General features: G+C 74.0%; 27 protein-coding genes. 18 read left to right on the top strand and 9 right to left on the bottom strand.

Going from position 1 to position 25,798, the window contains the following annotated elements:
- The first annotated feature begins 235 nt into the window (after nt 1-235).
- The 4 genes from ACIBQ8_RS05685 to ACIBQ8_RS05670 all read left to right on the top strand — a co-directional run bounded on the left by ACIBQ8_RS05685 (nt 236) and on the right by ACIBQ8_RS05670 (nt 3,501).
- Entirely contained in the window at nt 236-820 is a 585-nt protein-coding gene (locus ACIBQ8_RS05685; RefSeq protein WP_397191254.1) for an NADPH-dependent FMN reductase, read from the top strand.
- Nucleotides 817-2,289, top strand: coding sequence for a DHA2 family efflux MFS transporter permease subunit (locus ACIBQ8_RS05680; protein WP_397191252.1), 1,473 nt, complete (start codon nt 817-819; stop codon nt 2,287-2,289). The genes ACIBQ8_RS05685 and ACIBQ8_RS05680 overlap by 4 nt, the downstream gene beginning before the upstream one ends.
- Nucleotides 2,286-2,672, top strand: coding sequence for a MerR family transcriptional regulator (locus ACIBQ8_RS05675; RefSeq protein ID WP_397177722.1), 387 nt, complete (start codon nt 2,286-2,288; stop codon nt 2,670-2,672). The genes ACIBQ8_RS05680 and ACIBQ8_RS05675 overlap by 4 nt, the downstream gene beginning before the upstream one ends.
- A 79-nt stretch (nt 2,673-2,751) precedes the next feature.
- The gene (locus ACIBQ8_RS05670) at nt 2,752-3,501 is read left to right on the top strand and encodes an SDR family oxidoreductase (RefSeq protein WP_397191251.1); all 750 of its coding nucleotides are present in this window, start codon (nt 2,752-2,754) and stop codon (nt 3,499-3,501) included.
- Between the two features lie 6 nt (nt 3,502-3,507).
- On the opposite strand, the gene ACIBQ8_RS05665 is transcribed toward ACIBQ8_RS05670, so the two are convergent.
- Nucleotides 3,508-4,341 carry a phosphotransferase family protein gene (locus ACIBQ8_RS05665; RefSeq protein ID WP_397191250.1) on the bottom strand — a complete coding sequence of 278 codons (834 nt, stop codon included), beginning with the start codon at nt 4,339-4,341 and terminating at the stop codon, nt 3,508-3,510.
- Nucleotides 4,342-4,473: 132 nt separating this feature from the next.
- On the opposite strand from ACIBQ8_RS05665, the gene ACIBQ8_RS05660 reads away from it, so the two are divergent.
- The gene (locus ACIBQ8_RS05660; RefSeq protein ID WP_397191249.1) at nt 4,474-5,526 is read left to right on the top strand and encodes a P1 family peptidase; all 1,053 of its coding nucleotides are present in this window, start codon (nt 4,474-4,476) and stop codon (nt 5,524-5,526) included.
- 7 nt (nt 5,527-5,533) lie between these two features.
- Here ACIBQ8_RS05660 and ACIBQ8_RS05655 read toward each other — a convergent pair whose 3' ends face one another.
- Nucleotides 5,534-6,664: an FAD-dependent oxidoreductase gene (locus tag ACIBQ8_RS05655; protein WP_397191248.1), complete on the bottom strand. Its 1,131-nt coding sequence runs from the start codon at nt 6,662-6,664 to the stop codon at nt 5,534-5,536.
- Between the two features lie 53 nt (nt 6,665-6,717).
- Between ACIBQ8_RS05655 and ACIBQ8_RS05650 the strand changes: the two genes are divergently transcribed.
- The 4 genes from ACIBQ8_RS05650 (at nt 6,718) to ACIBQ8_RS05635 (ending at nt 10,519) form a co-directional block, all read left to right on the top strand.
- Complete coding sequence (locus ACIBQ8_RS05650) at nt 6,718-7,410, top strand: TetR/AcrR family transcriptional regulator (protein WP_397191247.1); 693 nt, start codon at nt 6,718-6,720, stop codon at nt 7,408-7,410.
- A gap of 95 nt (nt 7,411-7,505) precedes the next feature.
- The gene (locus ACIBQ8_RS05645) at nt 7,506-8,642 is read left to right on the top strand and encodes an MFS transporter (RefSeq protein ID WP_397177714.1); all 1,137 of its coding nucleotides are present in this window, start codon (nt 7,506-7,508) and stop codon (nt 8,640-8,642) included.
- A 135-nt stretch (nt 8,643-8,777) separates the two neighbouring features.
- Complete coding sequence (locus tag ACIBQ8_RS05640; RefSeq protein WP_397177713.1) at nt 8,778-9,590, top strand: phytanoyl-CoA dioxygenase family protein; 813 nt, start codon at nt 8,778-8,780, stop codon at nt 9,588-9,590.
- A 62-nt stretch (nt 9,591-9,652) separates the two neighbouring features.
- Nucleotides 9,653-10,519, top strand: coding sequence for a GyrI-like domain-containing protein (locus ACIBQ8_RS05635; RefSeq protein ID WP_397191246.1), 867 nt, complete (start codon nt 9,653-9,655; stop codon nt 10,517-10,519).
- A gap of 104 nt (nt 10,520-10,623) precedes the next feature.
- Here the strand turns inward: ACIBQ8_RS05635 and ACIBQ8_RS05630 are convergent, their stop codons facing one another.
- Nucleotides 10,624-11,403 (bottom strand): maleylpyruvate isomerase family mycothiol-dependent enzyme, encoded by a 780-nt coding sequence (locus ACIBQ8_RS05630; protein ID WP_397191627.1) that lies wholly within the window; start codon nt 11,401-11,403, stop codon nt 10,624-10,626.
- Nucleotides 11,404-11,567: 164 nt separating this feature from the next.
- Between ACIBQ8_RS05630 and ACIBQ8_RS05625 the strand changes: the two genes are divergently transcribed.
- Nucleotides 11,568-12,335 (top strand): GNAT family N-acetyltransferase, encoded by a 768-nt coding sequence (locus ACIBQ8_RS05625; RefSeq protein WP_397191245.1) that lies wholly within the window; start codon nt 11,568-11,570, stop codon nt 12,333-12,335.
- Nucleotides 12,336-12,461: 126 nt separating this feature from the next.
- Here ACIBQ8_RS05625 and ACIBQ8_RS05620 read toward each other — a convergent pair whose 3' ends face one another.
- Nucleotides 12,462-13,232, bottom strand: a complete 771-nt coding sequence (locus tag ACIBQ8_RS05620; RefSeq protein ID WP_397191244.1) for a helix-turn-helix domain-containing protein — start codon at nt 13,230-13,232, stop codon at nt 12,462-12,464.
- A 340-nt stretch (nt 13,233-13,572) separates the two neighbouring features.
- Complete coding sequence (locus ACIBQ8_RS05615; protein ID WP_397191243.1) at nt 13,573-14,967, bottom strand: hypothetical protein; 1,395 nt, start codon at nt 14,965-14,967, stop codon at nt 13,573-13,575.
- An 84-nt stretch (nt 14,968-15,051) separates the two neighbouring features.
- Between ACIBQ8_RS05615 and ACIBQ8_RS05610 the strand changes: the two genes are divergently transcribed.
- The 5 genes from ACIBQ8_RS05610 (at nt 15,052) to ACIBQ8_RS05590 (ending at nt 20,489) form a co-directional block, all read left to right on the top strand.
- Nucleotides 15,052-15,735, top strand: a complete 684-nt coding sequence (locus ACIBQ8_RS05610) for a hypothetical protein (protein ID WP_397177704.1) — start codon at nt 15,052-15,054, stop codon at nt 15,733-15,735.
- A gap of 164 nt (nt 15,736-15,899) precedes the next feature.
- Complete coding sequence (locus tag ACIBQ8_RS05605) at nt 15,900-17,600, top strand: C39 family peptidase (protein ID WP_397191242.1); 1,701 nt, start codon at nt 15,900-15,902, stop codon at nt 17,598-17,600.
- A gap of 281 nt (nt 17,601-17,881) precedes the next feature.
- Complete coding sequence (locus ACIBQ8_RS05600; protein ID WP_397177701.1) at nt 17,882-18,427, top strand: cysteine hydrolase family protein; 546 nt, start codon at nt 17,882-17,884, stop codon at nt 18,425-18,427.
- 155 nt (nt 18,428-18,582) lie between these two features.
- Entirely contained in the window at nt 18,583-19,185 is a 603-nt protein-coding gene (locus ACIBQ8_RS05595) for an ArsR/SmtB family transcription factor (RefSeq protein ID WP_397177699.1), read from the top strand.
- Nucleotides 19,182-20,489 carry an MFS transporter gene (locus tag ACIBQ8_RS05590; RefSeq protein WP_397191241.1) on the top strand — a complete coding sequence of 436 codons (1,308 nt, stop codon included), beginning with the start codon at nt 19,182-19,184 and terminating at the stop codon, nt 20,487-20,489. The genes ACIBQ8_RS05595 and ACIBQ8_RS05590 overlap by 4 nt, the downstream gene beginning before the upstream one ends.
- On the opposite strand, the gene ACIBQ8_RS05585 is transcribed toward ACIBQ8_RS05590, so the two are convergent.
- Together ACIBQ8_RS05585 and ACIBQ8_RS05580 are read right to left on the bottom strand one after the other, a co-directional pair.
- The gene (locus tag ACIBQ8_RS05585; RefSeq protein ID WP_357979246.1) at nt 20,467-20,787 is read right to left on the bottom strand and encodes a multidrug efflux SMR transporter; all 321 of its coding nucleotides are present in this window, start codon (nt 20,785-20,787) and stop codon (nt 20,467-20,469) included. The two genes, ACIBQ8_RS05590 and ACIBQ8_RS05585, sit on opposite strands and share 23 nt — an antisense overlap.
- Nucleotides 20,788-20,820: 33 nt before the next feature.
- Complete coding sequence (locus tag ACIBQ8_RS05580; protein ID WP_397177695.1) at nt 20,821-21,195, bottom strand: DMT family transporter; 375 nt, start codon at nt 21,193-21,195, stop codon at nt 20,821-20,823.
- A gap of 130 nt (nt 21,196-21,325) precedes the next feature.
- Here ACIBQ8_RS05580 and ACIBQ8_RS05575 point away from each other — a divergent pair, with 130 nt between their 5' ends.
- On the top strand, nt 21,326-21,790 hold the full coding sequence (locus tag ACIBQ8_RS05575; protein WP_397177693.1) for a MarR family winged helix-turn-helix transcriptional regulator: 465 nt from the start codon (nt 21,326-21,328) through the stop codon (nt 21,788-21,790).
- 35 nt (nt 21,791-21,825) lie between these two features.
- Nucleotides 21,826-22,731 (top strand): NADP-dependent oxidoreductase, encoded by a 906-nt coding sequence (locus tag ACIBQ8_RS05570; protein ID WP_397191240.1) that lies wholly within the window; start codon nt 21,826-21,828, stop codon nt 22,729-22,731.
- Nucleotides 22,732-22,821: 90 nt separating this feature from the next.
- Here ACIBQ8_RS05570 and ACIBQ8_RS05565 read toward each other — a convergent pair whose 3' ends face one another.
- Nucleotides 22,822-23,664, bottom strand: a complete 843-nt coding sequence (locus ACIBQ8_RS05565) for a LysR family transcriptional regulator (protein ID WP_397191239.1) — start codon at nt 23,662-23,664, stop codon at nt 22,822-22,824.
- Between the two features lie 73 nt (nt 23,665-23,737).
- Between ACIBQ8_RS05565 and ACIBQ8_RS05560 the strand changes: the two genes are divergently transcribed.
- Complete coding sequence (locus ACIBQ8_RS05560) at nt 23,738-25,042, top strand: MFS transporter (protein ID WP_397191238.1); 1,305 nt, start codon at nt 23,738-23,740, stop codon at nt 25,040-25,042.
- Here the strand turns inward: ACIBQ8_RS05560 and ACIBQ8_RS05555 are convergent.
- On the bottom strand, nt 24,981-25,508 hold the full coding sequence (locus ACIBQ8_RS05555) for a DUF1062 domain-containing protein (RefSeq protein WP_397191237.1): 528 nt from the start codon (nt 25,506-25,508) through the stop codon (nt 24,981-24,983). The genes ACIBQ8_RS05560 and ACIBQ8_RS05555 overlap by 62 nt on opposite strands.
- Between the last annotated feature and the right edge of the window lie 290 nt (nt 25,509-25,798).

Here is a 25,798-nt window from a genome sequence, read left to right as displayed (position 1 = left end):
TGCCGGTCGTGGCGAAGCCCAGGGTGCCGCGGTTCGGGTCGGTGAGCACGAAACACAGCCCAGGAGCCCGCGGCCGGGTGGAGGGCGGCCCCGACCGCGGCCGTCTTCGCCAGGGCCGACTGGACGAGGTCCTCGGCGGCGTCCCGGTCGCCGGTCAGCGCCCGTCAGACGCCCGGCGCGGCCCCGGATCCGGCGGCTTGAGTTCGCCCATAGGCGAACTCCTAGCGTCGGTGCCATGACGGAAATCAACGCCGACAGCCGCCTCCGGATCGCCGTGGTGATCGGAAGCGTGCGCAGGCCCAGAATGGCCGACCCGCTCGCCGCCTGGCTGGAGCGCGAGCTGAGCACGATCGACTGGCTCGACCTCGACATGATCGACCTGGCCGCGGTCTCGCTGCCGATGGACGAGCTGCAGCCCGGCGGAGGGGCCGCGTCCCCGATCGGCGACGCGCTCGCCGGGGCCGACGGGTTCGTGTTCCTCGTCCCGGAGTACAACCACAGTTTCCCCGCCGCCGTGAAGAACGCGATCGACTGGCACTTCACCGAGTGGGCGTACAAGCCGGTCGCGTTCGTCGGGTACGGCGCGTCCGGCGGGATCAGGGCCGTGGCGCAGTTGCGCATGGTCTTCCCCGAACTGCGGGCCGCCACGGTCCGCGAATCGGTGCTGATCCCGATGGCGTGGGAGCACCTGGACGCCGACGGCCGCTTCGTCCCCCCGCCGGGCACGACGCAGGCGCTGCACACGACGATGGGCGAGCTGCGCACGTGGGCGCGGGCCCTGCGTTCCGTCCGCGTGACGGATCTGGCCGGCCGGCGGTGAGCAGGCTGACCGGGCCGGAGCTGCGCGCCGCGGTCGTCCTGATGGCCGGCGGGCTGCTCGCGGTGCTGGACGCCACGATCGTCGTGGTGGCGCTGCCTTCGCTGATGGCGGCGTTCGGCGCGTCGCTGAGCTCCGTGCAATGGGTCGTCACCGCGTACGCGCTCGGGATGGTGGCGACGATGCCGCTGGCCGCCGGGCTCGCCGCGCGCTGGGGCGCCCGGCGCGTGTACCTGGCGGCGCTGGCCGGCTTCGCGGTCGCCTCCGCCGCCGCCGGCGCGGCCGGCGGCCTGGACGGGCTGATCGCCGCGCGGGCGGCGCAGGGCCTCAGCGGCGGCCTGCTCGCGCCGCTGGGGATGGCGATCGGGTTCGGCGCGGTCGCGCCCGAACGCCGCAGCCGGATGACGGCGGTCACCGGGGTGCCGATGCTGGTCGGGCCGATCCTGGGCCCGCTGCTCGGCGCGGCGCTCCTGGACTCCGGCTCCTGGCGCGCGCTGTTCTACATCACCGTGCCGCTGGCGCTGCTGACCGCCGCGGGCGCGCCGGCCTGGCTGCCGGCCGACCCGGCGCGCGGCCCGCGGGTCCGGCTGGACCTGGCGGGGGCGGTGTCGCTGGTGCCCGGCATCGTCGCCGTGGCGTACGGCATCAGCGCCCAGGACAGCCCGGCCTGGACGCGGATCGCAGCGGTGGCCGCCGGCGCGGCGCTGGTCGCGGCCTTCTGCGTCCGGGCGCTGAGGCGTCCGGAGCCGCTGCTGCGGATCCGGCTGCTCGGCGATCCGACGTTCGGCCGGGGCGCCGCGGTGCTCGCCCTGTACGCCGCCCCCTACTTCGGCTCGGCCTTGCTGATGCCCACCTACGTCCAGACGGTGCGGCTCGACAGCGCCTCGGTCACGGCGGCGCTGATGGTCCCCGGCGCGGTCGGCATGGGCCTCAGCCTCCAGGTCGCGGCCCGGCTGCTGGAACGGCTCGGCCCCCGGCGGGTCGTCGGCGCCGGGCTCGGACTCGTGATCGCGGCCGGCGCGGTCCAGGTGATCGTCCTCGCGCCGGACACCCCCTACCCGGTGCTCGGGCTGTTCGCGCTGCTCCAGGGAGCGGGCACCGGCGCGATCATGATGCCGACGATGTCCGGTTCCAGCCGCAATCTCCATGGCCCCGACCTGGCCTCGGGTTCCGCGCTGTTGTCGCTGGTGAGCACGGTCGCCAACGGCATGGGCACCGCGGCGGTGGGCGCGCTGTTCACGGCGCTGACCGCCGCGATGACCGGCGGCGCGTCGCTCGCGGCCCTGGCCGCCCTCGACGCGGCGGACAGGGCGGCCCAGGCGGTCACCGTCACCGACGCCCTGCGGCTGACCCAGGCGGCGGCCCTGGTCGTGATGGCGCTGGCCCTCGTCGTACGATTGCGCTCACCGGCCCGGCCCTCGGCGATGCCAGGCCGGCGGGGGTCGGCTGAGAGGACGGTGGGCGCGCCATGACCGTCACCGGCCGTCCCGGCTCCGAGACGATCCAGGACTCGCTCACGGTCGGGCAGGTGGCCAGGGCCGCCGGGGTGACCCCCAACGCCGTCCGCTTCTACGAGCGCTACGGCGTGATCACCGGCCACCGCAACAGCGGCAACGCCCGCCGCTTCACCGTCGACGCGGTCTGCCGGATCAAGCTCGCCCTCGCCGCGCAGCGGGTCGGCATCACCCTCAAGGAGAGCGCCGACATCCTCTCCGGCATCCCGCCCCTCTCCCGCGACCTCGGCCAGTGGGTCGCCGCGGGCGAGGAGCTCGTCCGGATCGGCCGCGCCCGCATCGACCAGCTCCAGACGACGGTGAACGAGCTGGCCACCCTGGACTTCCTCCAGTCCCCTTGATCGCCCTGCGGGCGTCGAGCGGCACGCCCGCCCGCCCGCGGCTTTCGGGTGACTCATCCCCGATCGACAGGAACACATCATGAGCAACCTCCATGGCAAGACCGCGCTCGTCACCGGCGCGAGCAGAGGGATCGGCCGGGCCATCGCCCAGCGCCTGGCCGCGGACGGCGCGCGCGTCGCCGTCCACTACGGCGGCAACGACCGGGCCGCCGCGGAGACCGTCGCCGCGGTCGAGGCGGCGGGCGGGCAGGCGTTCGCCCTGCGGGCCGAGCTGGGCGCGCCCGGTGACGCCGAACGCCTGTGGGCCGCCTTCGACGCCCGCGCCGACGGGCTGGACATCCTGGTCAACAACGCCGGCATCCTGAACGACGAGCCCGGCATCGAGCACGTCACCAGGCAGCAGTTCGAACGGCTCTTCGCGGTCAACGCCACCGCCCCGTTCTTCGTCACCCAGCTCGCACTCCCCCGGCTGCGCGACGGCGGCCGGATCGTCAACATCTCCACGATGCTGACCCGCGGCTCGGCGATGCCGACGGCGATCAGCTACGCCATGTCCAAGAGCGCGCTCGACGTGCTCACCTCGACGCTGGCCAAGCAGCTCGGGCCGCGCGGGATCACCGTCAACACCGTGGCGCCCGGCGTCATCGACACCGACATGCACGAGGGCAGGCTCGTCGGGGAGGCGCTGACCTGGTTGTCGTCGTTGTCACCGATGGGCCGCGTGGGCACCCCCGCGGACGTGGCCGGCGCGGTGGCCTTCCTGGCCGGCGACGACAGCCGCTGGGTGACCGGCCACTGGCTGGACGCCTCGGGCGGCACCCTGCTCTGACGGGCATCACCCGGGCGAGTGCTGCCCGAGCAGCCGCAGCACCCGCGCGGCCTGGACCGCCAGCGCCCCCGGCGGGTTGTGCGGCGCCGCCGGGCCGCCGGGGCCGAGCTGGAGGAACCAGCCCAGCGCGATCAGGAGACGGAAGTCCCGCACGCGCCGGGCCTCCTCCGGGGTGAGGTCGACCAGGGCCAGCAGTCGCCGCGCGTCCAGATCGCCGTCCAGGCGGGAGATGTGCTCGCACAGCTCGCCCAGCTCGAAGGCGCGGTCGTTGCGGCCGGAGTCCTCCCAGTCGACGAGCCGGACGCGGCGGTCGTGCTCGTCCCACAAGTAGTTCGCGCGGTTGCCGTCGGCCATGCCGAGAACGGGCGGACGGGGATCGGCGGCGAGCCCGTCGGGCGCGGCGGAGTCCAGCCAGGCGACGCCGGCGCGGTACGCCTCCCGCACCACGGGGTCGTCGCCGAGCTCGGGCCGCCTGCCGGCCAAGAACCGAGCCTTGGCCACGGCCGCCGCGGGCCCCCAGGGGGCGGGGCCGAACGTTTCCACCACCCGGCGCGGAAGCCGGTGCAGCCGGTTGACGGCGGCGGCCACCGCCTGGATCTGCTCGCCGGTGGCCTGCTCACCGCGCAGCACGCGGCCGGGCAGCCGGCTCATCACGATCACCGGCGGACGGCCGTCGAGCGCGGCCCGTACGGGGACAGGTCCGAGGCCGGGAGCGTGTTCGGCGAGCAGGGTGAGCGCCTGCCATTCCCGGCGCGGTTCTCCCCGCTCCCAGGAGGCGTACCGCTTGATCACGACGTCGTCGTGGAATTCGAGGTCGTGCGTGCACCGGCCGGCCGTCATCTGCCTGTCGCGCCCCCTTCCGGTGCCGTGCGGGCGGGTGGCCCTCCGGGCGGGGCTCCCGCGAAGGGCTCCGAGCGTATCGGTTGACTGGGGCACGCGTCGGCGGAGCAGAGCCCCGACAATAGGAACATTATGGACAATCACCTCACCGCAGCCACGAGGGGACGCGCGCGGGCGCGCGAACTGGGCGTCGTCGTCGGCGCACTGCCGACCGGGCCGTTGAACGCGATCACCGACGTCGAAGGCGTCCTGGTCGGCCACACCACCCTCGACGACGGCGCCGACCTGCACACCGGGGTCACCGCCATCGTCCCCCGCCAGCTCGCCGCCGAAGGGCGGGCGCTGCCCGCGGCCGTGTACGCCGGCAACGGCTACGGGAAGCTGGTCGGCTCCACCCAGATCGACGAACTCGGCGTGCTGGAGTCGCCCGTCGTGCTGACCGCCACGCTGTCGGCGTTCCGGGCGGCGGACGCGCTGCTCACCTACCTGATGGACCGCAGCCCCGACGGGATCTCCTTCAACCCGGTCGTGGGCGAGACCAACGACGGCTTCCTGTCCGACATCCGGCGCCGCCCGATCACCGAACGGCACGTGCTCGACGCGCTGGAGGGCGCGTCCGGCGGGCTGCCCGCCGAAGGGTGCGTGGGAGCGGGCACCGGGACGACGGCGCTGGGCTACAAGGCGGGCATCGGCACCTCGTCCCGGCGGCCGGTGGCCGAGGGAACCGCGGTGACGGTCGGGGCGCTCGTCCAGGCGAACTTCGGCGGCGTGCTGACCGTGGGCGGCGTCCCGATGCCGGTCGAGGAGCTGGTCCCGGGGGCCGACGGTGAGGAGCCCATGGGGAACTCCTGCATGATCGTGGTGGCCACCGACGCGCCGCTCGACGCGCGTCAGCTCGCCCGCCTGGCCCGCCGGGCGATCTTCGCGATGGGCCGCGTCGGGGCGTCCTACTCCAATGGGAGCGGAGACTACGCCATTGCCTTCAGCACCGCGTCGCCGCAGCTCCCGCGCCTGCCCGACGCCGGCCTGAACCCGGTGTTCACCGCGGTCATGGACGCGGTGGAGGAGGCGCTGCTCAACTCGCTGTTCACCGCGACGACCACTACCGGCGTCCGCGGCCGGACCCGGCACGCCGTTCCGTACGACCGGCTTCCGCGGACCGGCGCGGGAGAGCCGGTCGGCTAGCCACCCGTCAGGACGGCTGGACCTCGTCGAAGAGGGCCAGGGCCGTGGCGGGATCCGGGCCGACGAGACGTTCCAGGCCGTCCGCCGTCATCTTCGCCCACCTGCCGGCCCGTTCCCACATCCGCTCCTCGAAGGCGCGGACGACCCCGTCCGGATCGCCGGGATCGGCGGCCAGGGACTCGGCGAGCTCGGCGCCCTCCAGCATCGCCAGGTTCGCGCCCACTCCCAAGGGCGGCATCAGGTGGGCGGCGTCCCCCAGGAGCGTCACCCCGGGGACGTGGTCCCAGGTGTGGGAGACGGGCAGGACGTAAAGGGGGCGGTCGGCGAAGGCGGTGCCGCGGCGCAGGAGGTCGAGCAGGGGGTCGGCCCACCCCTCGAACAGCGCCAGCAGGCGGCCCCGCACGGCCTCGACGCCGTCCGGGCCCGTGTCCCCTTCGGTGTCCGCGCGCCGGTCCAGCGGCGCGCGGAACTGGGCGTACACCTTGACGTGGCCGCCGCTGTTGCGCTGGGCGACCAGGGCGCGGTTCACGCCGTAGACGGCCATCGAACCGTCGCCGATCAGCCGGGCGAGGTCGGGGTGGCGGGTGTCGACGTCGTCGAGCGAGGTCTCGACCGCGGTGACGCCGGTGTACTGCGGCGTCGCGGCGGAGAGCGCCGGGCGGACCCGGGACCAGGCCCCGTCCGCGCCGACCACGAGGTCGAACGCCTCCTGCAGCCCGTCGGCGAAGCGGAGCAGCGCGCCGTCCCGCGTTCCGGGCCTCACCTCCGCCACGCCGTGCCCCCACCGGACGTCCAGGGGGCCGAGCAGCAGGTCGCGGAGCTGCCCGCGGTCGATCTCCGGATTGGCCCGGTCGTCCGGGCGGGGCCGCCAGTCGCGCAGCACGGTCCCGTCCGGGGCCAGGATGCGCATGGCCTGCCCCTCGGGACGCGACAGCGCCCGGAACTCCGCCAGCAGCCCCGCCATGTCCAGCGCGCGCTGGCCCATCCCTTCGTGCAGGTCGATCGTGCCGCCCGGAGGACGGGCGCCGGGCCCGGCATCGCGTTCGAAGACGGTGACGGGGTGGCCGCGGCGGTGCAGGACGCGGGCGAAGGTGAGGCCCGCGGGACCGCCTCCCACTACGGCGATACGATGTCTCATGTCGATACACTGTATTGCGACAAGACGCTGTATCGCAACAGTACGATGTATCCATGACCGTCTGGGACCGTCCGGAGCCGCCGACCCGCCCCGCGCCGCTCGACCGGCAGCGGATCGTCGCCGCCGCCGTCGCGCTGGCCGACGAGGGCGGGCTGGAGGCGGTGTCGTTGCGCAAGGTCGCCGCCCGGCTCGACGTCGGCCCGATGCGGCTGTACGGCTACATCTCCACCAAGGAGGAGCTGTTCGACCTCATGGTGGACGAGGTCCACGCCGAGATCCTGCCCGACGGGCGGCCCGGCGACTGGCGGGAGGCGCTGCGCGGCCACGCGGTCCGCACCAGGCAGGCCGCCCTCCGTCACGAATGGCTGGCCGATCTGCTCGGCGGCCGTCCGAGCCTGGGCCCGAACGCCCTCGCCGTGACCGAACGCACGCTGGCCGCCCTCGACGGCCTCGCCGACCTCGACACCGTCATGCACGCCGTGCGGACCGTCGGCGCGTACATGACCGGCGCGATCAGGCGCGAGATCGCGCAGCTGCGGGCCGAGCGCGCCACGGGCCTGTCCAAGCTCGACTGGCAGCGCGCCTACGGCCCGCACGTGAGCCGGATGCTGGCCACGGGCCGCTACCCCACGCTGGCCAAGTTCGTGCACGACGGCACGGAGGTGACCGCGGAGGAGTCCTTCGCGACCGGCCTGGAGTGGGTCCTCGACGCCGTGGCCACCAAACTCGACCGCCCACCGACGTGACGCCCCCCACGCCGCCCTCCGGGCCCCCTTCCGGACCGCCTCCGGTGCCACCTTCCGGGCCCGCCGCTGCGGCGCCCGCCACGGCGGGCCGGCGGATGTGGCCGTTGTACGCGGCCGGGTTCACCACCGCGTTCGGCGCGCACGGCATCGCCGCCAACCTCGGCGGGTTCTCCGCGGACGCGGTCACCTCGCTGCTCGTCCTCGGCGGCCTGCTGGCCCTGTACGACGGCGCCGAAGTGCTGCTCAAGCCGCTGTTCGGCAGCCTCGCCGACCGCGTAGGCGCCCGTCCGGTGCTGGTGGGCGGGCTGGTGGCGTTCGCGGTCGCCTCCGGCCTGTACGTCGTCGCCGACAGCCCCGGCTGGTTGTGGGCCGCCCGCCTGGGCCAGGGGGCGGCGGCCTCGGCGTTCTCACCGTCGGCCTCGGCGCTGGTGGCCAGGCTCAACCCTTCCGCCAAGCTCGGCCGGGCCTTCGGCGGCTACGGCTTCTGGAAGTCGATCGGCTACACCCTGGGCCCGCTGCTGGGCGGCGTGCTGGTGTGGGCCGGCGGCCTGCGGCTGCTGTTCGCCGTCCTGACCGTGCTGGGCGCGGCGGTCGCCGTGTGGGCCGCGCTGGCCGTGCCCGCGGTGCCGCCGCTGCCCAAGGTCCGCCAGACGGTGCTCGACCTGGCGCGGCGCCTGGCCGATCCGGCCTTCCTCGCGCCGACGGCCGCGCTGGCCGGGGCCACCGCGGCGCTGTCGGTCGGCGTGGGCTTCCTGCCCGTGTCCGGACGGGCCGCCGAGCTGGGCACGGTCGCGACCGGCGCGGCGGTGTCCGTCCTGGCGGCGTGCGCGGCGGTGGTCCAGCCCAGGGCCGGGCGGGCCCTCGACGAAGAGCGTCTGTCGACCCGTACCGGCCTGCTGGGCGGGCTGCTGGTCACCGCGGCCGGGCTGGCCTGCGCCATGCTGCCCGGCCTGGCCGGCATCCTGTCGGCCGCCGTGCTGATCGGGGCCGGGACGGGGCTCATCACCCCGCTCGGCTTCGCCGCCCTCGCCGCCCGCACCCCGGCCGAACGCATGGGCCAGACCATGGGCGCCGCCGAACTCGGCCGGGAGCTGGGCGACGCCGGCGGCCCGCTGCTCGTGGCCGGCGTCGCCACCCTGGCCTCGCTCACCTACGGTTACGCCGCCCTCGCGCTCCTGCTCGCCATCGGCCCGCTCGTCGCCCTCGCCGTGCGCCGCCCCCGCACCTCCTGAAGAACCGCCGGGGTGGCGCTCTCGCCTGGACGTCGCGGGCGCCTCGACCTCCAGCCGACCCCGAGCCCCACACCCGACAAAGGCGGTACGGAAAATGTCGGGCGACCGGGGCCGCTGTCATCGCAGGATGGGGACATGGACGACACGACCTTGGTATCCCGTTTCCTCCGCGACGGCTTCGTGAAGCTGGCGGGAGCCGTCGCGCCGCGGGTGGCCGCGGACTGCGCGCGGCTGCTGTGGCGGGAGACGGGCTGCGACCCGGACGACCCGTCGACCTGGACGCAGCCCGTGCACTGGGTGGGCGGCATGGCGCAGGGCCCGTTCGCCGCCGCGCCCAACTCCCCGTTCCTGCACCACGCCTACGACCTGCTCGTCGGCGCGGGCCGCTGGGAGCCGCGCTACTCGCTGGGCACGTTCCCGCTGCGCTTCCCCCACGCGGACGAGCCGGACGACGCGGGCTGGCACATCGAGGGGAGCTACCTTCCGGAGGGCGAGAGCTGGTACTTCACCAATCTGCGCTCCCAGGGCCGGGCGCTGTTGATGCTGTTCCTGTTCAGCGAGGTCGGCGAGGAGGACGCCCCGACGCGGATCCGGGTCGGCTCACACCTCGACGTGCCGAAGGTGCTGGAGAAGTACGGAGAGGAGGGGGCGAGCGGGCTGGCCCTCGCGCCCGATCTCGTGGCGGCGTCCGACCACCGGCCACTGGCCCTCGCCACCGGATCCCCCGGCGACGTCTTCCTGTGCCATCCGTTCCTGGTGCACGCCGCGCAACCGCACCACGGGGTGCGGCCGCGCTTCATGGCCCAGCCGCCGCTGATGCCGGCCGCGCCGTACGAACTGGAGCGGGCGGACGGCGCGTACTCGCCCGTGGAGATCGCGATCCGCCGGGGCCTGGGACGGGACACCCCCGGGTGGGACGGGGACGGCGCCGACAGCAGCGCCGGGTAGACCTGCTTCACGACTATCGTCGGCGAGACGGCCGTGAAGAGGGATGAGGACGGAGGCCAGGCATGCTGGACCGGCTGAACCAGGCCATGGAGCACATCGAGCGCCACCTCGACCAGGCCCTCGACGTGGCGGAGCTGGCACGCATCGCGGCCACCTCCGAACACCACCTGCGCCGGATGTTCTCCGCGCTGGCCGGCATGCCGCTGTCGGAGTACGTCCGGCGCCGCCGGCTCACCCTCGCGGGCGCCGAAGTACTCGCGGGGCGTGAAACGCTGCTGGAGATCGCGGTGCGCTACGGCTACAGCTCCGGTGAGGCGTTCGCGCGGGCGTTCCGTGCCATGCACGGCATCGGACCGGGCGAGGCCCGGCATACCGGCGCCGCGCTCAACTCGCAGTCCCGGATGGCCTTCCGCCTCGTCATCGAGGGGAGGAGCAGTATGCGGTACCGCGTCGTGGACAGGGCGGCCTTCACCGTCGTCGGCTTCAGGACCCGGGTACCGCTGGTGCACACCGGCCCTAACCAGGCGATCATGGACTTCGTCCGTGGGATCGACGCGCGAACTCTGGAGCGCCTGGAGAAGCTGTCGGACCAGGAGCCGCACGGCGTCGTCGCGGTCTGCGACGACATGGACCCCAGCCGCGCCGAGGGCACCGAACTCGGCTACCACCATGGCGTGATCACCTCCGCGGCCGCTCCGGAGGGCACGACCACGTTGGCCGTCCCCGCCGGTACGTGGGCGGTCTTCACCACCTCCGGGCCGGTGCCACAGGCCATCCAGGAGCTGTGGCGGGACGTGTTCACCGAGTGGTTCCCGTCGAACCCGTACCGCACCCGCACCGGCCCCGAGATCCTGCGCACCCACCTGTCACCGGACAAGACCGAAGCCGACGCCGAACTCTGGCTCCCGGTGGAACCCGAGCCCAGCTGAACCCCGCGGCCCACCGCAGGACTCGTCCAGAAGGGCAGGCATATGAGAGGGGGACGGGGCGATCCCGTCTCCCTGCCCTGGTGGCAGGGACCCGAGCGGCGGGCCTACTCCTCCGGTTCCCAGGCGCGCAGCAGGTCGAGCAGCCCTGCGTCTCCGTCGACGCGCAAGGAGGCGGCCTGGATGCGGTCGTACAGGTAGAGGACCAACTCGCCGGCCGTGCCGTGGACGGAGACGCCGGCTGCGTCCGGGGCCTCGCCGGGGGCGGGGACGCGGGTGGAGCGTGCGCCGTCGCCGTCGACCGTGAGGCGCCAGGAGCGGCCCTCGGCGGTGTGGAAGTCGAAGGCCGTGGGCTTGTGCGGCCAGGCGCTGGGCGTCGCGACGCAGGTGAACAGGAACTCCTCGACACCGTCGAGGGCGACCTCGGCCGGCAGCGGCTGCGGCGCGCCCGCGGCGAGCTGGGCGTCGTAGGTGTGCACCGCGCTCTCCTGGACCCGGTGCCGGGCGACTCCGCCGGAGGTCCGCGGCGTCTGCAGGGCACTCCACCAGGCCCAGCAGCCGGCGTCCGGGCCCGCCTCCCGCAGGGCGTTCAGCAGCAGTCGCGTCGACTCCTCCAGCCAGGCCAACAGTGCCTCGCGCTCCCGCGGCGCTTCCAGCGCGGCGCGCGCGGCGACGGCCTCGGCCGGGGGAGCCTCGGCAGGCCCCGCGCCGACGATGGCGGCCCAGAAACGGTCTCCCCCGCCCAGGTGCTCCACCAGATCGAACAGCGCCCACCCGGGACAGGTCGGCACCTGTGCGTCGAGACCGGGCGCGGCGGCGACCGTGGCGCGGAAGGCGGCCGACCGCTCATCGATCAGTCGGAGCAGGTCAGGGAACTCAAGATGCATTTCCACGCCGGATGTCTATCACCGGGCTTCGGTGATCGGACAGCGGTTTTCACGGTCGCCGACGTCTCCATCGGCGTCGTCCACAAGACCCTCGCCGACGCCGAGGAGCCGTAGGCTCTCGCGGGCGTGGCTCAGCCGGTCGCCCGGATCGTCTCGTCGCGCTCGTGCTGGTCGCGTTGCCGTACGGCCTGACGGCGTCCACGCTGCTGCCCGACGCCGTCGCCGGCTGGCTGCTGCGGCTGACCCCGGCGGCGGGGCTCGCCGTCCTGGGCGTGTACGCGGCGGTCGTGACGTGGGGGGCTCTGCGCCGCGGGACCGTCCGCGCCTGGTTCTGGCATCATCACCTGGTGATCCCCATGACGACCGACCGGCTGCTGCTGCGTCAACCGGACGACGACGACCTCGACCCCTTCACCGCCATGAACGCCGATCCCGAGGTCATGCGGTACATCGGCGACGGTTCCGTCCTGCCGCCGGACCGGGAACGCACGGCGGCGTGGGTCGCGCGCGCCCGGCGGGACTGGCAGGAGAGCGGGCACGGGCTGCTCTCCGTCGTGGTGCGCGAGACCGGGCTGACGGCCGGCTGGGTCGCCCTGGCGGTGCCCGCGTTCCTCCCCGAGATCCTGCCCGCCGTGGAGATCGGCTGGCGGCTCGGACGCGAGCATTGGGGCCACGGCTACGCCACCGAGGCGGCCGGACGGCTGCTGCGGTTCGGGTTCGCCGAGTGCGGCCTCGACCGGATCGTCAGCATCCGGCACGTGGACAACCAGCGGTCCCGCCGGGTGATGGACAAGCTCGGCCTGCGGTTCGCGTTCGAGACGGTGGTCCCGAGCCACGGGCGGCCGGTCGCGGTGCACGAGATCACCAAAGCCGCCCACGAGATCACCAAAGTCGTCCACGAGGAGCCGACGCCTCACCCGCGCCTGCCGTAGAGGAAGAGCACGAACGCCCCCGCCACAGCGACAGCGAGCGGAACCGGTCGAGGGCCCCGGCCGTCACGTCCTCGGCCCGGCGGGCGCCGCGCTCCGCCTGGTCGGCCGGGGGCCGGGGGTGAGCCGTCAGGCGAGGTCGCGGGGAGGCCCGGACGGCCAGGCGACGTCGTCCACCGCGAGGAACGGCGAGAGCGCGACCGCGGCCGGCGTCACCCCCGCGAAGGTCATGACGTCCCTGTGCAGGTGCGACTGGTCGGCGTAACCGCTCTCGACGGCCACCAGGGCGGCCCGCTCACCGGCGGCCAGCCGGTGGGCCGCCTGGTCGAAGCGGATGAGCCGGGCGACCCGCTTCGGCGTGAGGCCGACCTGTGCCCGGAACCGGGCCCACAGGCGCTTGCGGCTCCAGCCCGCCTCGGCGGCGAGCCGCTCGACGGGCACCCGCCCGCCGGTGGCCGCCATCCGCCGCCACGAGAAGGCGACCTCCGGATCGGCGACCCGGCCCTGGTCGGACCGCCTGGCCAGCGCGTCGCGCGCGATCGCGAACCGGTCCTCCCACGTCCGGGCGGCCCGCAGCCGCTCCTGGACGCGTTCGGCCTCGCGCCCCCAGAGGTCGTCGAGCGCGACCACCGTGCCGCTCAGCTCGGCGGACGCGCCCAGGACGGCGTGCGCCGCCATCGGCGACAACCGGATCTGCAGGCACTCCATCCGGCGGGCCAGGCCGCTCCCCCGCACCTGCCGGGGCGCGAGCCCGGCGACGACGCGTCCGAGCTGCCGGGAGCCGTGGCCGTCCTCGATGACGAACGGCTCGTCGCCGAGGTCGAAGAGCAGGGTGACCGACGGGTGCGGGACGAGGGCGAGGTCGCGGAACTCGTTGGCCCGGTCGCTGAACCCGGCCATGACGACCCCGGGCAAACCGACGGGCCGCGACGGGACAGTGATCTCCCATCCGGGCACATGACCGCGAACCGGCGCAACTGACCGCACCCGGACATCGTACGAGCCCCGCGTGCGCGGTGTCGGACGCGGCCTGGCCGGTCCCGGCTTCGGTCACTAGACTCGAGGGCAGGCCGCCCCGGGGCCGTAGGCCACCTGGGAGTCACGGCCTCGACTGTGTGTAGGTCCTCTTCAGGCGTCACAGCCTGCCCGGATCGCGCGTCGTTCCGGGCGAAGCGTCACCCTCCGGGGGTTACGTCCCCCGGAGGCCGCCGCACGCCACGCCGCGGACGCCCCGGTCGTCTCATGTCACGCCGAGGATGACCTGGATGGCGGTGACCACGCCGGCCAGGGCGCTGCCCGCCGCGCCCGCGTCCGAGGCGATCTCGAAGATCGTCTTCAGCCGGGCCTTGAGGCCGCCCTCGCTGCGCTGGTCCGGCGTCCTGTCCAGCTCGCGCCGCACGCCGTCGGCCGCGTCCTCGGCCGCCGCCGCCCGCTCCTCGGGCAGCTCGTCGCGGAGCACGTGGACGGCGTCGAGCAGCTCCTCCACCAGCGCCCGCAGCTCGGCCGCGCCGTCGCCGGAGGCGTTGTGCACCGTGGCGTCCCCGCTGCCGGTGCTGATCGCGCTGTTGGTGAAGGTGCTGCGGTTGAACGTGGTCACGTTGACCTCCGGCGAGTAGTGGAAGGGCCGTTCGGACCCGGCGGCGGCCATCAGGACGCGGAGCTGTTCGACCCGGGCGGCGATGACCGCGTTCCCCGACGAGCCGGCCAGGTGGTCGAGGGTCTGCACGGTGTCGGCGTAGATTTCCTGGGTGCGGGCGAGCATCTGCGCCAGCATCTCGGCGGCGGCGAACCCGTACCGCGAGGGGCGCAGCAGCAGGTCGAGCGCGCGCATCAGGTACCGCTCGACCTCCGGCCGTCGCACGTCCAGCCGGCCGTCCTCGCACAGCGCCAGCACCTGCTCGACGGCCGCGTACTCGGCGTGCAGCCGGGACAGCAGCACGCGCATCCGCCGCAGCTCCTCGTCCGGCCTGTCCTGATCGTGGGCGGGGATCACCTTCCACATCGACACCCGCAGCCCGGCCTCGCGCACCCACGCGTGATGGACGGCCTTGTAGCGCCAGTGGTAGTCCTCCACGACGACGGACGGCGCGCCCGCGCGCACCCACCAGTCCTCCGGGTCGGCCACCGCGGACGTGCATTCCAGCAGGTGCCGCGCGAACCGTGGTCCGAAGGCCACCAACGGCGAGTGGGCCGCGCGTTCGCCGCGCAGCCAGGTGGTCGCCGACATGGCCAGCCGCACGACGTTCTCCGCGCCGTCCCAGATCCGGTTCGGGTCGAGCAGGCGGCGCCGGAAGCCCACCTCCAGCCGGTTCACGACCCGGTCGGCGTAGAAGTTGCGCAGCACCGGCGTCACCGTCACCGAGCGGTGGAACCCCTCCTCGTGCCGCTGCCGGGTGAGCCGGACGAGGTTGCCGACGTCGACGTAGTAGGACTCGGAGATCCAGGGGGCCACCCCGCCGCGCAGCCGCGGCCGTACGGCGCCCACGCCGCGCACGTGGTCGGAGCGGTGGTGCTCCGGAGACCGGCTCGGGAAGGCGCGGTCGGGCCGCGGCCAGCGCGGCGGCTCGCGCCGCCGGGGGTCGGCCGGCAGCAGCGGCCGCAGGTCCACGATGGGCAACTGCACGGTGACGTACACCTCCTCACAGTGACGCCTGATCCCGGCCAGCGAAAGGCCCGTGCCGGGCGGATGCCGCCCGGCCCGATTGCCAGGGTCACGCGCATGCGATCGACTTACCTCGCCTGGGACGATGCGGTTGACCTGTTCGAGCGGCGCGGCCTGCCGAAGGAGACGTACGAGAACCTGTACGAGGAGGAGTACATCCTCGTGCCCGGCCCCGCCACGGTGACCGGCGAACTCCCCCTCGACGAGCACGACCGCACGCCGTGGCACGAGGACGCCCCCGACGCCGCGACCGGCTACATCGTGGACGGCGACCTGACCGTCGACGGCAACGTCACCGACGTGGACGACGGCTGCGCCGCGCTGATCGTCCTGGGCGACCTGCGGGCGCGCAACGTCTACCTGGCCGGTGACGCCAAGCTGGTCGTGCGCGGCCACGTGACGGCCGAGACGTTCGTCGGCGACATGACCGACAAGCTGGTGATGATCCATGGCGACCTGCGCACCACCGTCTCGATCTTCTGGCGGGAGTTCTGCCCCGACCTGGTCACCGGCACCCTGCACGGCCGGGTCCTCACGCCGGCCTGGCTCGACCTGTCCGACGACGACGCCGTCGGCGCCCTGGCCGACCCGTCGCCCGACGTCCCGCTCAGCCGCCTCCTCGTGCCCGAACTGCTGATCAGCGGCGACCCCGGCCCCGACGACCTGCCCGAGATCGGCGTCCGCGGCGACGTCCTGCGCGACCGCCTGCTGTCCGGCCTGCCCCTCACGATCGCAGGATGAGCCCCGGACGCCGTCCGCGCATGCCAGGTGTTTCCGCCACACCGGCCATGTCCCCCAAACCACCCACGACCACTGATCACGGTCAGACATTTTGACGACGTGCCTTCGCCGGGGCCGCGGTTCACGCTTTGGGAGCGAATTCCGCGATCTACCGAAGGACGGTCATGTCACTCAAGTTCAGGAAATGCCGGAAATCACTCCTGGCGGCCGCCGTCACCGCGCTGACCGCGGTGACGGCGCTGACCGGCGCCGCCACAGCGCACGCCGCCGACGCCACCGATCAGAGTGTCAGCACCTTACGGACCGGTGACGGGTTCGACGTGCTGATCGGCGGCCGGCCGCGCATCCACCTCACGCAACCGGAGAAGTCGGACGGCGTCGTGACCGCCGCAGGCCCCGGACACGTCGCCGTCATCCCCGACCACGACGGCTCCCGCGGCAGCCGCCTGATGACCTACGACACCGGCACCGGCCGTGCCCGTACCCTCGTCCGCGGCAAGGTAGTCTCCGCCGCCTTCTCCCCGGCCGGCACCCGCCTCGCCTACACGGTCGCCGGGCAGGCCGGCGCCGACCTGTACGCGGGCTCCCCCGAGGCGCCCGGACGCCGGATCGCCGCGATCCCCGGCGCCCGCGTCGAGGTCGTGGGCCTGTCGCGGGACGCGAGCGCGGCCTTCGTGGCCGCCTACCCCGACGCCCGCGACGACCGGCGGTACGCGGCTGGCCTGCTGCGCGTCGCGCTGGCCGACGGCTCGGTGACGCTGCTCATCGCCGGCGATGCCGCCCACGGCCAGGTGTACGCCGACTTCCGCCTGGTGAACGGGGACCGTCAGCTCGTCAGCTTCATCCGGCGGTCCGGGCCGTACCTGTGCTCGGGACGTTCCGAACTCGGGCTCGCCGACCTCGACGGCCGGACCGTGGCCACCTACGGAGCGAGCTCCGGGACGGCCTACCGCGAGGCGGTGTGGAGCGCGGACGGCGACCGGATCGCCTACGCCGCCCAGCCGTGCACGTCCCAGACGCAGGCCGCGGCCGACCCGGCGGCGACGGCCGCCCGTACGCGCGAGGAGTCGGGCACCTTCGTGGCCCGGGTGTCGGGCGGCGCGCCCGTACGGGTGGTCAGCGGGGTGACGTCGGAGTTCGGGATCGACGGGTTCGACGGCGACCGGGTGCGGCTGGCCTCGGCCCGGCTCGGGGAGCGTGCCGTCGGGGCGGACGCGGTGGCGCGCGGCGCGGCGCAGCCGCTCGCGGCGGCGAGCCTGGACGGCGCGTCCCGCTCGCTGGCCGGCGGCCGGACGAACCGCGCCGTGCACATCAACCAGATCTACGACACGCGGGACGAGTTCGACGGGCGCGGCTCGTGCGGCCCGACCACCGCCGTCATGACGCTGGCCGGGTACCAGCTCGGCGAGTGGGGCCTGTGGGTGAACTACGGCGGCCGCCACTACTCGCCCTACGGCCTCTACGTGACCGACCAGTACGACTACAACGGCTCGACGTTCTCCTGGACCGCGCCCGACTACTCCGGCAACGGCGCGTGGAAGGGCGCGCACGGCGCGATCTACGACCCGCAGTACGGTGCGGTCTGGGCGGACATGTTCGGATACATGAACCGGCACACCGGCTGGACCCAGCAGAGCGGCTGGAACCCGGACTTCGTCCGGCACCAGATCGACATCGGCAACCTCGTCGCCGTGTCCGGCCAGATGACCTCCGCCGGGCACATCGTCCTCATCAAGGGCTACACCGATGACGGCAGGTGGGTCGTCAACGACCCGTACGGGCCGAACACCAGCGGCGGGCCCGGCGGCGCCGACCAGGTGTACGACACCGCCTACCTGCGCCCCGTCCAGGTCTGGGGCAACTGACCCCCGCGCGCCGAGGCCGGCTCGCCGGGCCCGGGAACGGCGACGAGCGGCATCCCCGCCACGCCGAGCGAGGATGCCGCCCACGGTGTCGGGCAAGGCGATGGAGACGTGAGCCACGTGGGCCAGGAGGAACAACGGCATGCGGAGGCCACCGCGCCGGGACGACGGTCGCCGCGCGCGCTCGGGTTGCTGATATCTCAACTCTTGCCTACTGTGATCCCAGTTTGGCCGGAGGGGGCGCGGGCCGTCGTGCCCGCCGGAAACACTGGACGGAGCATGTCGTGACCACTGCACTCATCATCGGCGACCTCCAGCGGGGCATCACGGGCGGTTACCCGTTCGCCCAGAAGGTCGTGCCGCCGCTCACCGAACTGCTGCCCCGGGCGCGGGCGGCCGGCGTCCTGGTGGTGTTCGTGCACTTCGCCTTCCGGCCCAACGGGGCCGACGTGCCGCCCGGCAGCGCGCTGATGAAGTCGTTCTTCGAGGCCGGCGACGCCTTCCACGAGGGCTCAGCCGGAACCGAGCTCGCCCTGCCGGTCGCCGACGAGGACGTCGTCGTGCTGAAGCGCCGCGCCAGCGCGTTCGCCGGCACCGATCTCGACCTCGTGCTCCGCGCGCGGGGCGTCACCACCGTGGCGGTCGCGGGGGTCGCCACCAGCGCGATGGTGGCCGCGACCTGCTACGACGCGGCCGACCGCGGCTACCAGGTGACGGTGCTCGGCGACGGCTGCGGCGACGGCGACCCGGCGCTGCACGACTTCTTCGTGGACGCCGTCTTCCCCAGCCGGGGGTTCGACGTGGTGTCGTGCGCGGAGTGGCAAGTCTGATCGCGGACGGGCGGGAGGCGTCCCGGGCGATCAGGCGCCGGATCGCCGACCCGCCTGCCGGATCGGAGTGGGCACCCTCCCGTGATTCCTGATTGCAAACAGTTCTTCGCGAAGAAGTCTTTGCGAAGAACTGTTTGCAATCTAGGCTGCGAGGTATGACCGAACCCTCCGAGAGCGTGGTCGTCCTCGACGCCAAGGGCCTGCGGGCGCTGGCCCACCCGGTACGGGTGCAACTCGTCGACCTGCTGCGCAAGCACGGCCCGTCCACCGCCACCCGCCTGGCCGAACGCCTGGGGGTGAACTCGGGCACCGCCAGCTACCACCTGCGCAGGCTCGGCGACGCCGGATTCGTCGCGGAGGACACCGAGCGCGGCAACGCCCGCGAACGCTGGTGGCGCTCGGTCCACCACGTCACCCGGCTCACCGACGACGAGCTGTCGGAGCGGGAGCCCGAGGCGGTGCTGGCCTACATGCAGTCCATCGCCGCCCTGTACGGCCTGCGCACCCAGCGGACGCTGAACGAGCTGCCGACCATGCCCGCGGAGTGGCGGCGGGTGCTCGACCTCAGCTCCGTCACACTGCGGATCACCCCGGAGGAGGGGCTTCGGCTGCGCCAGGAGCTGGCGGAGGTCGTCGACCGCTACCGCCACGACCTGCCCGGCCGGCCCGCGCCCGAAGGGGCCGCACGGGTCTCGCTGATCACCCAGCTCCTGCCCGAGCCACCCGAAACGCCCGAAGAGCCCGAGATCACGTCATGACGTCGCGCGAGTCGTTACGACCGATGGCCGGGCTGCTCGCGGCCATGACGGTGTCGCTGACCGCGACGCGGGTGTCGGCCATCGCGTTGCCCTGGTTCGTCCTGACGACGACCGGGAGCCCGGCGCGGACCGGGATGGTGGCGTTCGCCGAGATGGCCCCGTACGTGCTGGTCAAGGCGCTGGCCGGGCCGCTGGCCGACCGGGCCGGGCCGCGCCGGATCTCCTGGATCGGGGACGTGGTGAGCGCCGCGGCGGCCGGGACGGTCGTCCTCCTGCACGCCCTGGACCTGCTGCCGCTGGGCGCGCTGATCGCCCTCGTCGCGGTGGTCGGCGCGGCCCGCGGTCCGGGCGACCTGGCCAAGGAGATCATGATTCCCGAGGCGGCCGAGCGCGGACGGGTGCCGCTGGAGCGCGCCACCGGGCTGATGGGCGTGACCGAGCGGCTGGCCCAGACGGTGGGGCCCGCGGCGGGCGGGGCGGTGGTGGCGCTGCTCGGGCCATTGGCCAGCCTCGGCATCAGCGTCACCTGCTTCGCGCTCGGCTCGGTGATCGTGACATGGGCGCTGCCGCGCGGCATGGGGCGCCGCGCCCCGGCGGAGGAGGGACAGGAGGCGAAGGAGGGGTACTGGCGGCGGTTCGGCCAGGGCTTCGCGTTCCTGCGCGGCGAGCCGCTGCTGCTGTCCGTGGTCGTCATGGTCGGCGTCACGAACCTGCTCGACGCGGCCTTCGGCCAGGTGCTGGTGTTCGTGTGGGCCAGGGAGTCCGGTCACGGCGCCGCCGTGGTCGGCCTGAACAGCAGCGTCATGGGGTTGACGGCGGTCGGCGGCAGCCTGGTCGCGGCCGCCGTGGCGCACCGGATGCGGCGCAGGCCCGTCTTCTTCGTGGCGTTCCTGCTCGCCGGGCCGACCCGGTTCCTCGTCCTGGCGGCGGATCCGCCGTTGTGGGCGATCGTGGCGGTGTTCGCGGCGGGCGGGTTCGCCGGCGGGTTCCTCAACCCGATCCTCGGGGCGATCTCCTACGAGCGGGTGCCCCGGAGCCTGCTGGGCCGGGTCAACGCGCTGAAGGACTCCCTCGCCTGGGCCGGCATCCCGCTCGGCGGGCTGGCGGCCGGGGCGCTGGTGGCGGTCGCGGGGCTGACGCCGGTGCTGCTCGCCGGCGGCGCGGTCTACGCCCTCACCACGAGCCTGACGGGACTGCGGCCCGAGTGGCGGCAGATGGACCGGCTGCGCGGCCAGGGGCCGCCCGTCCCGCCGGCGGCACCCGGGCCGCCCGCGCCGCCGGTCAGACGCCTGCGGCGATCTTGAGGAGCACCACGCCGCCGATGATCGCGGCGAACGAGGCGAGCTTGGCCGGGGTGATCTTCTCCTTGTAGATCAGCGCGCCGAGGACGACCGTGCCGATCGAGCCGATGCCGGTCCAGATGGTGTAGCCGACGCCGACGTCCAGGGTCTTCAGCGCCAGGCTCAGGGTGAAGATGCCGCCGGCGGCCGACAGCAGGGTGAAGACGGAGGGCCACAGCCGGGTGAAGCCCTGGGTGGCGTTGGTGCCGAGCGCGAAGCCGATCTCGAAGACGATCGCGATGGAGAGGTAGATCCAGGCCATGATGACGTTCCTTGGGCAGTGGTGGGCGGATGGTCAGACTGCGGCGGGCTTGGTGGTGGCGGGCTCAGTGGCTGCGGGCTTGGCGGCGGACAGGCGGTCGGCGAGCTTGAGCCCCAGCACACCGCCGATGATCAGCACGAAGGCCAGCCCCTTCCAGACGGTCAGCTCCTCCCCGAAGATCACCGACCCGAGCAGCACGGTGCCGACCGAGCCGATGCCCGTCCAGACGGTGTAGCCGACGCCGACGTCCAGGGTCTTCAGCGCCAGGCTCAGGAAGAAGATCCCGCCGGCCGCGGCGGCGGCGGTCAGCAGGGACGGCCACAGCTGGGTGAAGCCTTCGGTGGCGTTGGTGGCCAGGGCGAAGACGACTTCGAAGACGGCGGCGATGAGCAGGTAGATCCAGGCCATCTCAGGACCCTTCTTTATTTGCATGTACGTGCAAGCGGTTGGTGCGACAGAGAGAAGCTTGCATGTGCATGTATGCTTTTGTCAATCCCGCGTCCGAGAAACCGGGTCCTCAGAGAAGGAGGAGGCTTCCATGGCTCCGACGGCATCCACTCCGCACCCGGCCCCCGCGCCCTCGGCGGTGTCCAGCTCCTGGAACGACGTCCTGCTGCTGCACGCCCGCGTGGAGAACGCCCTGGCCACCGCTCTCCAGCGGCGGCACGGCATCGGCCTGTCGGAGTACCGGGCGCTCGGCCATCTCGCCACCTCGGACGCCGGGGAGCTGCGCATGCAGGAGCTGGCCGACAAGATCGGGCTCAACCAGAGCTCCGTGACCCGGCTGGTGACCCGGCTGAACACGGCGGACCTCACGTACCGGGACCTGTGCCCGGACGACAAGCGCGGGGTCTACACCGTCATCACCGACGCGGGCCGGGCCCGCTACGCCGAGGCGAACGTCACCTACGAGGCGACGCTGAGGACCGCCCTGGAGGAGGCCGCCGAGGCCGATCCGCGGCTGGCCGCAGCGCTCCCGGCCCTGGGGCTGCTCGACCGGTGACCTTTTGCTTTTCCACAGATATCGAGGAGTTGAACATGCGTGCTGTGCGGATCACCCGCTTCGGCGGCCCGGACGTCCTGACGGTCGCCGAGGCGCCGCCGCCCCGGGCCCTGGACGGCGAGGTGCTGGTCAGGGTCGTCGCCTCCGCCCTGAACCCGGTTGACGACAAGACCCGCGAAGGGGCCATCGGAGCGGGCAGCCCACCCCTGCCGGCGACCCTGGGATGGGAGCTTGCGGGCATCGTCGTGGACAGCCGGGACGATGCGCTGCCCGTGGGCGAGCGGGTCTTCGGCATGTCCCACCAGCTCGGCACGGGCCGGGGGACGTGGGCCGACCTCGTGGCCATGCCGGCCGGTTCGCTGGCCGTCGCGCCGTCGGCGGTCAGCCTGGTCGAGGCGGCGACGCTGCCGTTGCCGGGGCTCACCGCCCTGCAGACGCTCGACTGGCTGAACGTCCGGGCGGGCGAGCGGCTGCTGGTGGCGGGCGCGGCCGGCGCGGTGGGCGGGCTGGCCGTCCAGCTCGCGCGGGCGCGCGGCGCCCGGGTGGACGCGCTGGTCTCCAGGCCGGCGCAGGTCGAGGCGGCCACGGAGCTGGGGGCCGAACGGGTCACGACCGACCCGGCCGACCTTCCGGCGGGGGCCTACGACGCCGTCTTCGACACCTTCGGGGCCTTCGCCGTCGAGGCCGTGGCCGACGGAGGCCGCTACGCCTCCGTCGCCACCCAGGCCGGGCCGGTGCCCGACCTGGCTCATCGATCGGTCCGCACCACCGTCAACCAGGTGCGCGAGGACGGCCCCGGCCTCGCCGAGCTGGCCAAGGCCGTCGACGCGGGCCAGGTCAGGGCCCGGGTCGAGGCCCAGTACGGCCTGCGGGACGTACGGGCGGCCCACGAGCACTTCCGGCGCGGCCGGCTGAACGGCAAGATCGCCCTCGTGCTCTGAGCCCGGCGCCGCCGAGATCACGCGCCGCCGCGCGGTCTCCACGCCCGGCGCTCAGGCCACGCGCCGCCGCGCGGTCTCCACGCCCGGCGCTCAGACCATGCGGCGCAGCGCGGTCTCCACGGCGTCGATCAGCGCGTCGCCCTCGGTCTGCGGGTGCCGGGCCAGGCCGAGCTCGACGTCGGGCAGGGCGGGCAGGGCGTCCGGGTCGTGGCGGGCCATGTCCGGTTCGAGGTTGCCGGGCATGAGCGCGGCGACCCCGAGCCCGGCCCGCAGCGCCGCCAGCACGCCGGCCAGGCTGTTGCTCTCGAACACCGGCCGCCACCGCCGGCCGGTGCGGTCGAGCGTCTCCACCACCGACGTGCGCCACGCGCACGTCCCGGTGAACAGCACCACCGGCAGCGGATCGGCGGCCTGATCGACGCCGTGGCCTACCGCCCACACCAGCGGACGCCGCACGGTCCAGCGCGGCGCCGCGGGAAGGTCGGCCGCCTCGTCGAGGACGAGCTGCACGCGGCCCGCGTGGTAGGCCTCCCGGATCGTGACGCCGGAGAGGCTCAGAACTTCCAGCGTCGCGCCGGGGTGCAGCCGGGCCAGGTCGGCGAGGGCCTGCGGGAGCTGCGCCGCGGCCAGGTCCTCCAGCAGCCCGACGCCGCAGCGGCCGGTGAGCGCGCGCCCGGCCGCGGTGAGCGCCTGGGCGGACAGCGACAGGATGCGCTCGGCGTAGGGCAGCAGCTCCTCCCCCGCCCGCGTCAGCGACACCCCGGACGGCGACCGGTGGAGCAGCGGGCGGCCGACCGCGCTCTCCAGCTTGCGCAACTGCTGGCTGAGCGCGGGCTGGGTGTGCCCGAGCGCGGTCGCGGCGCGGCTGATGCTGCCCGCGCGCACAGCCGTGACGAACGACCGCAGCAACGCCGTCTCCAGGTCCCTGGCCATAAGCATCCATTATGCCGGGTCCAACGAAACAACGTCTTCCTATGGCCTTCCGGGACGACCTAGCGTCGCCGGTGTGACCGGATACCGACAGGTTCTCGCCGTGCGGGGGATGGCGGCGCTGCTGGGCGTCTCGCTGCCGGCCCGTGCCGCGATCACCGCCGACGTGACCGCGCTGACCATGTACGTCGTGCTGGGCCTGGACCTGGGCTACGTGGCGGCGGGCGGCGTCGCGGCCGCCCTGACCGCCGGGGTTGCGCTGGGTGGGCCGCTGCTGGGCCGCATGACGGACCGGCGGGGGCTGCGCGCCGTGCTCACGATCACCGTCGCGGCGCAGGCGGTGTTCTGGGCGAGCATGCCCGTCCTGCCGTACGCGGTGCTGGTGGTCGCCTCCTTCGCGGCGGGGCTGCTGATGGTGCCGGTCCAGGCGGTGACGCGGCAGGCCATCGCCGCGATGACGACGCCGGGGCAGCGGCGGGCCGCGTTCGCGCTGGAGTCGGTGCAGGGCGAGCTGGCGTACATGGTGGGGCCGGCGGTGGTGATCCTCTGCGCGGCGGAGCTGTCCCCCCAGGCCGTGGCGTGGGGGCTCGGGGCGGTGATCGCGGCCGGCGGGATCGGCGTCGCCCTGCTCGATCCGCCGCTGCGGGCCGCGGGCGAGGTGGAGACCGGCTCGCCCGTACGTCCGCCGCGCCGCGAATGGCTGGACCGCCGCATGGTCGCCATGCTGGTGATGGGGTTCGGCGCCACGGCGCTGCTCAGCGGCATCGACCTGGCGATCGTGGCCACGCTCAAGGAGGCGGGCCAGGTGTCCTGGGCCGCCGTGGTCGTGGCCGTGTTCGGCGTGACGTCCGTCGCCGGCGGCCTGGTCCACGGCACGCTGCGGCGGGCGATGCCGACGTGGCTGCTGCTCGGGCTGCTCGGGCTGCTGACGGTCCCCGCCGGGGTGGCCCACGACTGGCGCTGGTTGTGCCTGGCCGTCGTCGGCGCGGGACTGCTCACCGCGCCGACACTGTCCACGGTGGCCGACGCGGTGAGCCGGCTGGCGCCTCCTGGCGTGAGGGGCGAGGCCACGGGCCTGCAGGCGTCGGCGGCGAGCGCGGGGTTCGCGCTCGGAGCGCCGATCGCCGGGCTGGCGATCGACGCCGCGCTGCCAGGAGGTGGCTTCGCGGCCGCCGGGCTGGCCGGCCTCGCCGCGGCCCTCGCCGGGCGCCTGCTGTCGCGCTCCCGGCGGGCGGACGACCGCCCGCCGGGCCGGCAGCCCCGGCCTACATCGCCGGGCCGGCAGTCCCGGCCTACATCGCCGGGCCGGCAGTCCCGGCCTACATCAGCAGAAAGGAGAAGTCCTGTCTCGTCCTCCGATTCGGTGGGATGTCGATCTTGATGCGGCGGGCGACCTCGGCCCGGCCGACGCCCAGCCCGAGGCCGATCAGCCGTTCGGGACGCAGCGGGACGGGGTCGTCGAAGGCGACCCTGATCCGGACGGGCCACGGACTCTCGGGGACGGGCGGCGCGTCGAGCTCCCAGCACCCGTCCCAGTCGAGGGCGTACCGGTTCCGGCGGGCGGTCGCCGGGTCGAGCAGGGCCCGCGCCACGAGGGACGGCGAGTCGCCCGAGTACCCGGCCAGCAGGCCCGCGTCCAGCGAGCGGACCGGAACCCGGTGGTGGACGGTGAGCTTGCCGGTCCGGTCGCAGGCCACGCAGTTGACCAGGAGCCAGACGTCGAGCAGCTTGCCGTTGGCGTTGACGCGGAACCGGCCGTCACCGACGGTGGCCCGTCCGGACGGGCAGGCCACGCACCGCAGGACGAGCAGGGGCAGGCGGGTGCGCCGCACCACCCAGGGCAGCACGATATGAGGATGTGAAGACATGATCTCTCTGAAGACCTGACGAAGAGCACGGAGAACAGAGCCGACGGCGTCCGTCGGCGACCGATGCGCGGGAAGGTGTCAGGTCTAGAGAGCAGGCGGCGTCATGCGCGCGAAGTCCTCACGAAGGGGGTCAGGGGGGCGGCTGTCAGCTCAGGCGGGCGCGCAGCAGGCAGAACCAGGAGGCGTCCCGGCCGGGGACGATCGGTTCGGAGACGCGGCAGGCCATGATCGGCACCCTACCGGCCGCCGGCCGCCGCCCTCCAATGCTT

Origin of the sequence: Nonomuraea sp. NPDC049646 (assembly GCF_044465525.1) — a bacterium.
Classification (GTDB): Bacteria; Actinomycetota; Actinomycetes; order Streptosporangiales; family Streptosporangiaceae; genus Nonomuraea.
The sequence above is the reverse complement of the archived record's forward strand: the minus strand, read 5'-3'. Positions and strand labels throughout refer to the sequence as shown.

What these genes read in the sequence shown, in the direction of transcription:
- ACIBQ8_RS05685 (WP_397191254.1), top strand. Translation starts at nt 236, where the DNA reads ATGACGGAAATCAACGCCGACAGCCGCCTCCGGATCGCCGTGGTGATC.
- ACIBQ8_RS05675 (WP_397177722.1), top strand. Translation starts at nt 2,286, where the DNA reads ATGACCGTCACCGGCCGTCCCGGCTCCGAGACGATCCAGGACTCGCTC.
- ACIBQ8_RS05670 (WP_397191251.1), top strand. Translation starts at nt 2,752, where the DNA reads ATGAGCAACCTCCATGGCAAGACCGCGCTCGTCACCGGCGCGAGCAGA.
- ACIBQ8_RS05665 (WP_397191250.1), bottom strand. Translation starts at nt 4,341, where the DNA reads ATGACGGCCGGCCGGTGCACGCACGACCTCGAATTCCACGACGACGTC.
- ACIBQ8_RS05660 (WP_397191249.1), top strand. Translation starts at nt 4,474, where the DNA reads ATGGACAATCACCTCACCGCAGCCACGAGGGGACGCGCGCGGGCGCGC.
- ACIBQ8_RS05655 (WP_397191248.1), bottom strand. Translation starts at nt 6,664, where the DNA reads ATGAGACATCGTATCGCCGTAGTGGGAGGCGGTCCCGCGGGCCTCACC.
- ACIBQ8_RS05650 (WP_397191247.1), top strand. Translation starts at nt 6,718, where the DNA reads ATGACCGTCTGGGACCGTCCGGAGCCGCCGACCCGCCCCGCGCCGCTC.
- ACIBQ8_RS05645 (WP_397177714.1), top strand. Translation starts at nt 7,506, where the DNA reads ATGTGGCCGTTGTACGCGGCCGGGTTCACCACCGCGTTCGGCGCGCAC.
- ACIBQ8_RS05640 (WP_397177713.1), top strand. Translation starts at nt 8,778, where the DNA reads ATGGACGACACGACCTTGGTATCCCGTTTCCTCCGCGACGGCTTCGTG.
- ACIBQ8_RS05635 (WP_397191246.1), top strand. Translation starts at nt 9,653, where the DNA reads ATGCTGGACCGGCTGAACCAGGCCATGGAGCACATCGAGCGCCACCTC.
- ACIBQ8_RS05630 (WP_397191627.1), bottom strand. Translation starts at nt 11,403, where the DNA reads ATGCATCTTGAGTTCCCTGACCTGCTCCGACTGATCGATGAGCGGTCG.
- ACIBQ8_RS05620 (WP_397191244.1), bottom strand. Translation starts at nt 13,232, where the DNA reads ATGGCCGGGTTCAGCGACCGGGCCAACGAGTTCCGCGACCTCGCCCTC.
- ACIBQ8_RS05610 (WP_397177704.1), top strand. Translation starts at nt 15,052, where the DNA reads ATGCGATCGACTTACCTCGCCTGGGACGATGCGGTTGACCTGTTCGAG.
- ACIBQ8_RS05605 (WP_397191242.1), top strand. Translation starts at nt 15,900, where the DNA reads ATGTCACTCAAGTTCAGGAAATGCCGGAAATCACTCCTGGCGGCCGCC.
- ACIBQ8_RS05595 (WP_397177699.1), top strand. Translation starts at nt 18,583, where the DNA reads ATGACCGAACCCTCCGAGAGCGTGGTCGTCCTCGACGCCAAGGGCCTG.
- ACIBQ8_RS05590 (WP_397191241.1), top strand. Translation starts at nt 19,182, where the DNA reads ATGACGTCGCGCGAGTCGTTACGACCGATGGCCGGGCTGCTCGCGGCC.
- ACIBQ8_RS05585 (WP_357979246.1), bottom strand. Translation starts at nt 20,787, where the DNA reads ATGGCCTGGATCTACCTCTCCATCGCGATCGTCTTCGAGATCGGCTTC.
- ACIBQ8_RS05580 (WP_397177695.1), bottom strand. Translation starts at nt 21,195, where the DNA reads ATGGCCTGGATCTACCTGCTCATCGCCGCCGTCTTCGAAGTCGTCTTC.
- ACIBQ8_RS05575 (WP_397177693.1), top strand. Translation starts at nt 21,326, where the DNA reads ATGGCTCCGACGGCATCCACTCCGCACCCGGCCCCCGCGCCCTCGGCG.
- ACIBQ8_RS05570 (WP_397191240.1), top strand. Translation starts at nt 21,826, where the DNA reads ATGCGTGCTGTGCGGATCACCCGCTTCGGCGGCCCGGACGTCCTGACG.
- ACIBQ8_RS05565 (WP_397191239.1), bottom strand. Translation starts at nt 23,664, where the DNA reads ATGGCCAGGGACCTGGAGACGGCGTTGCTGCGGTCGTTCGTCACGGCT.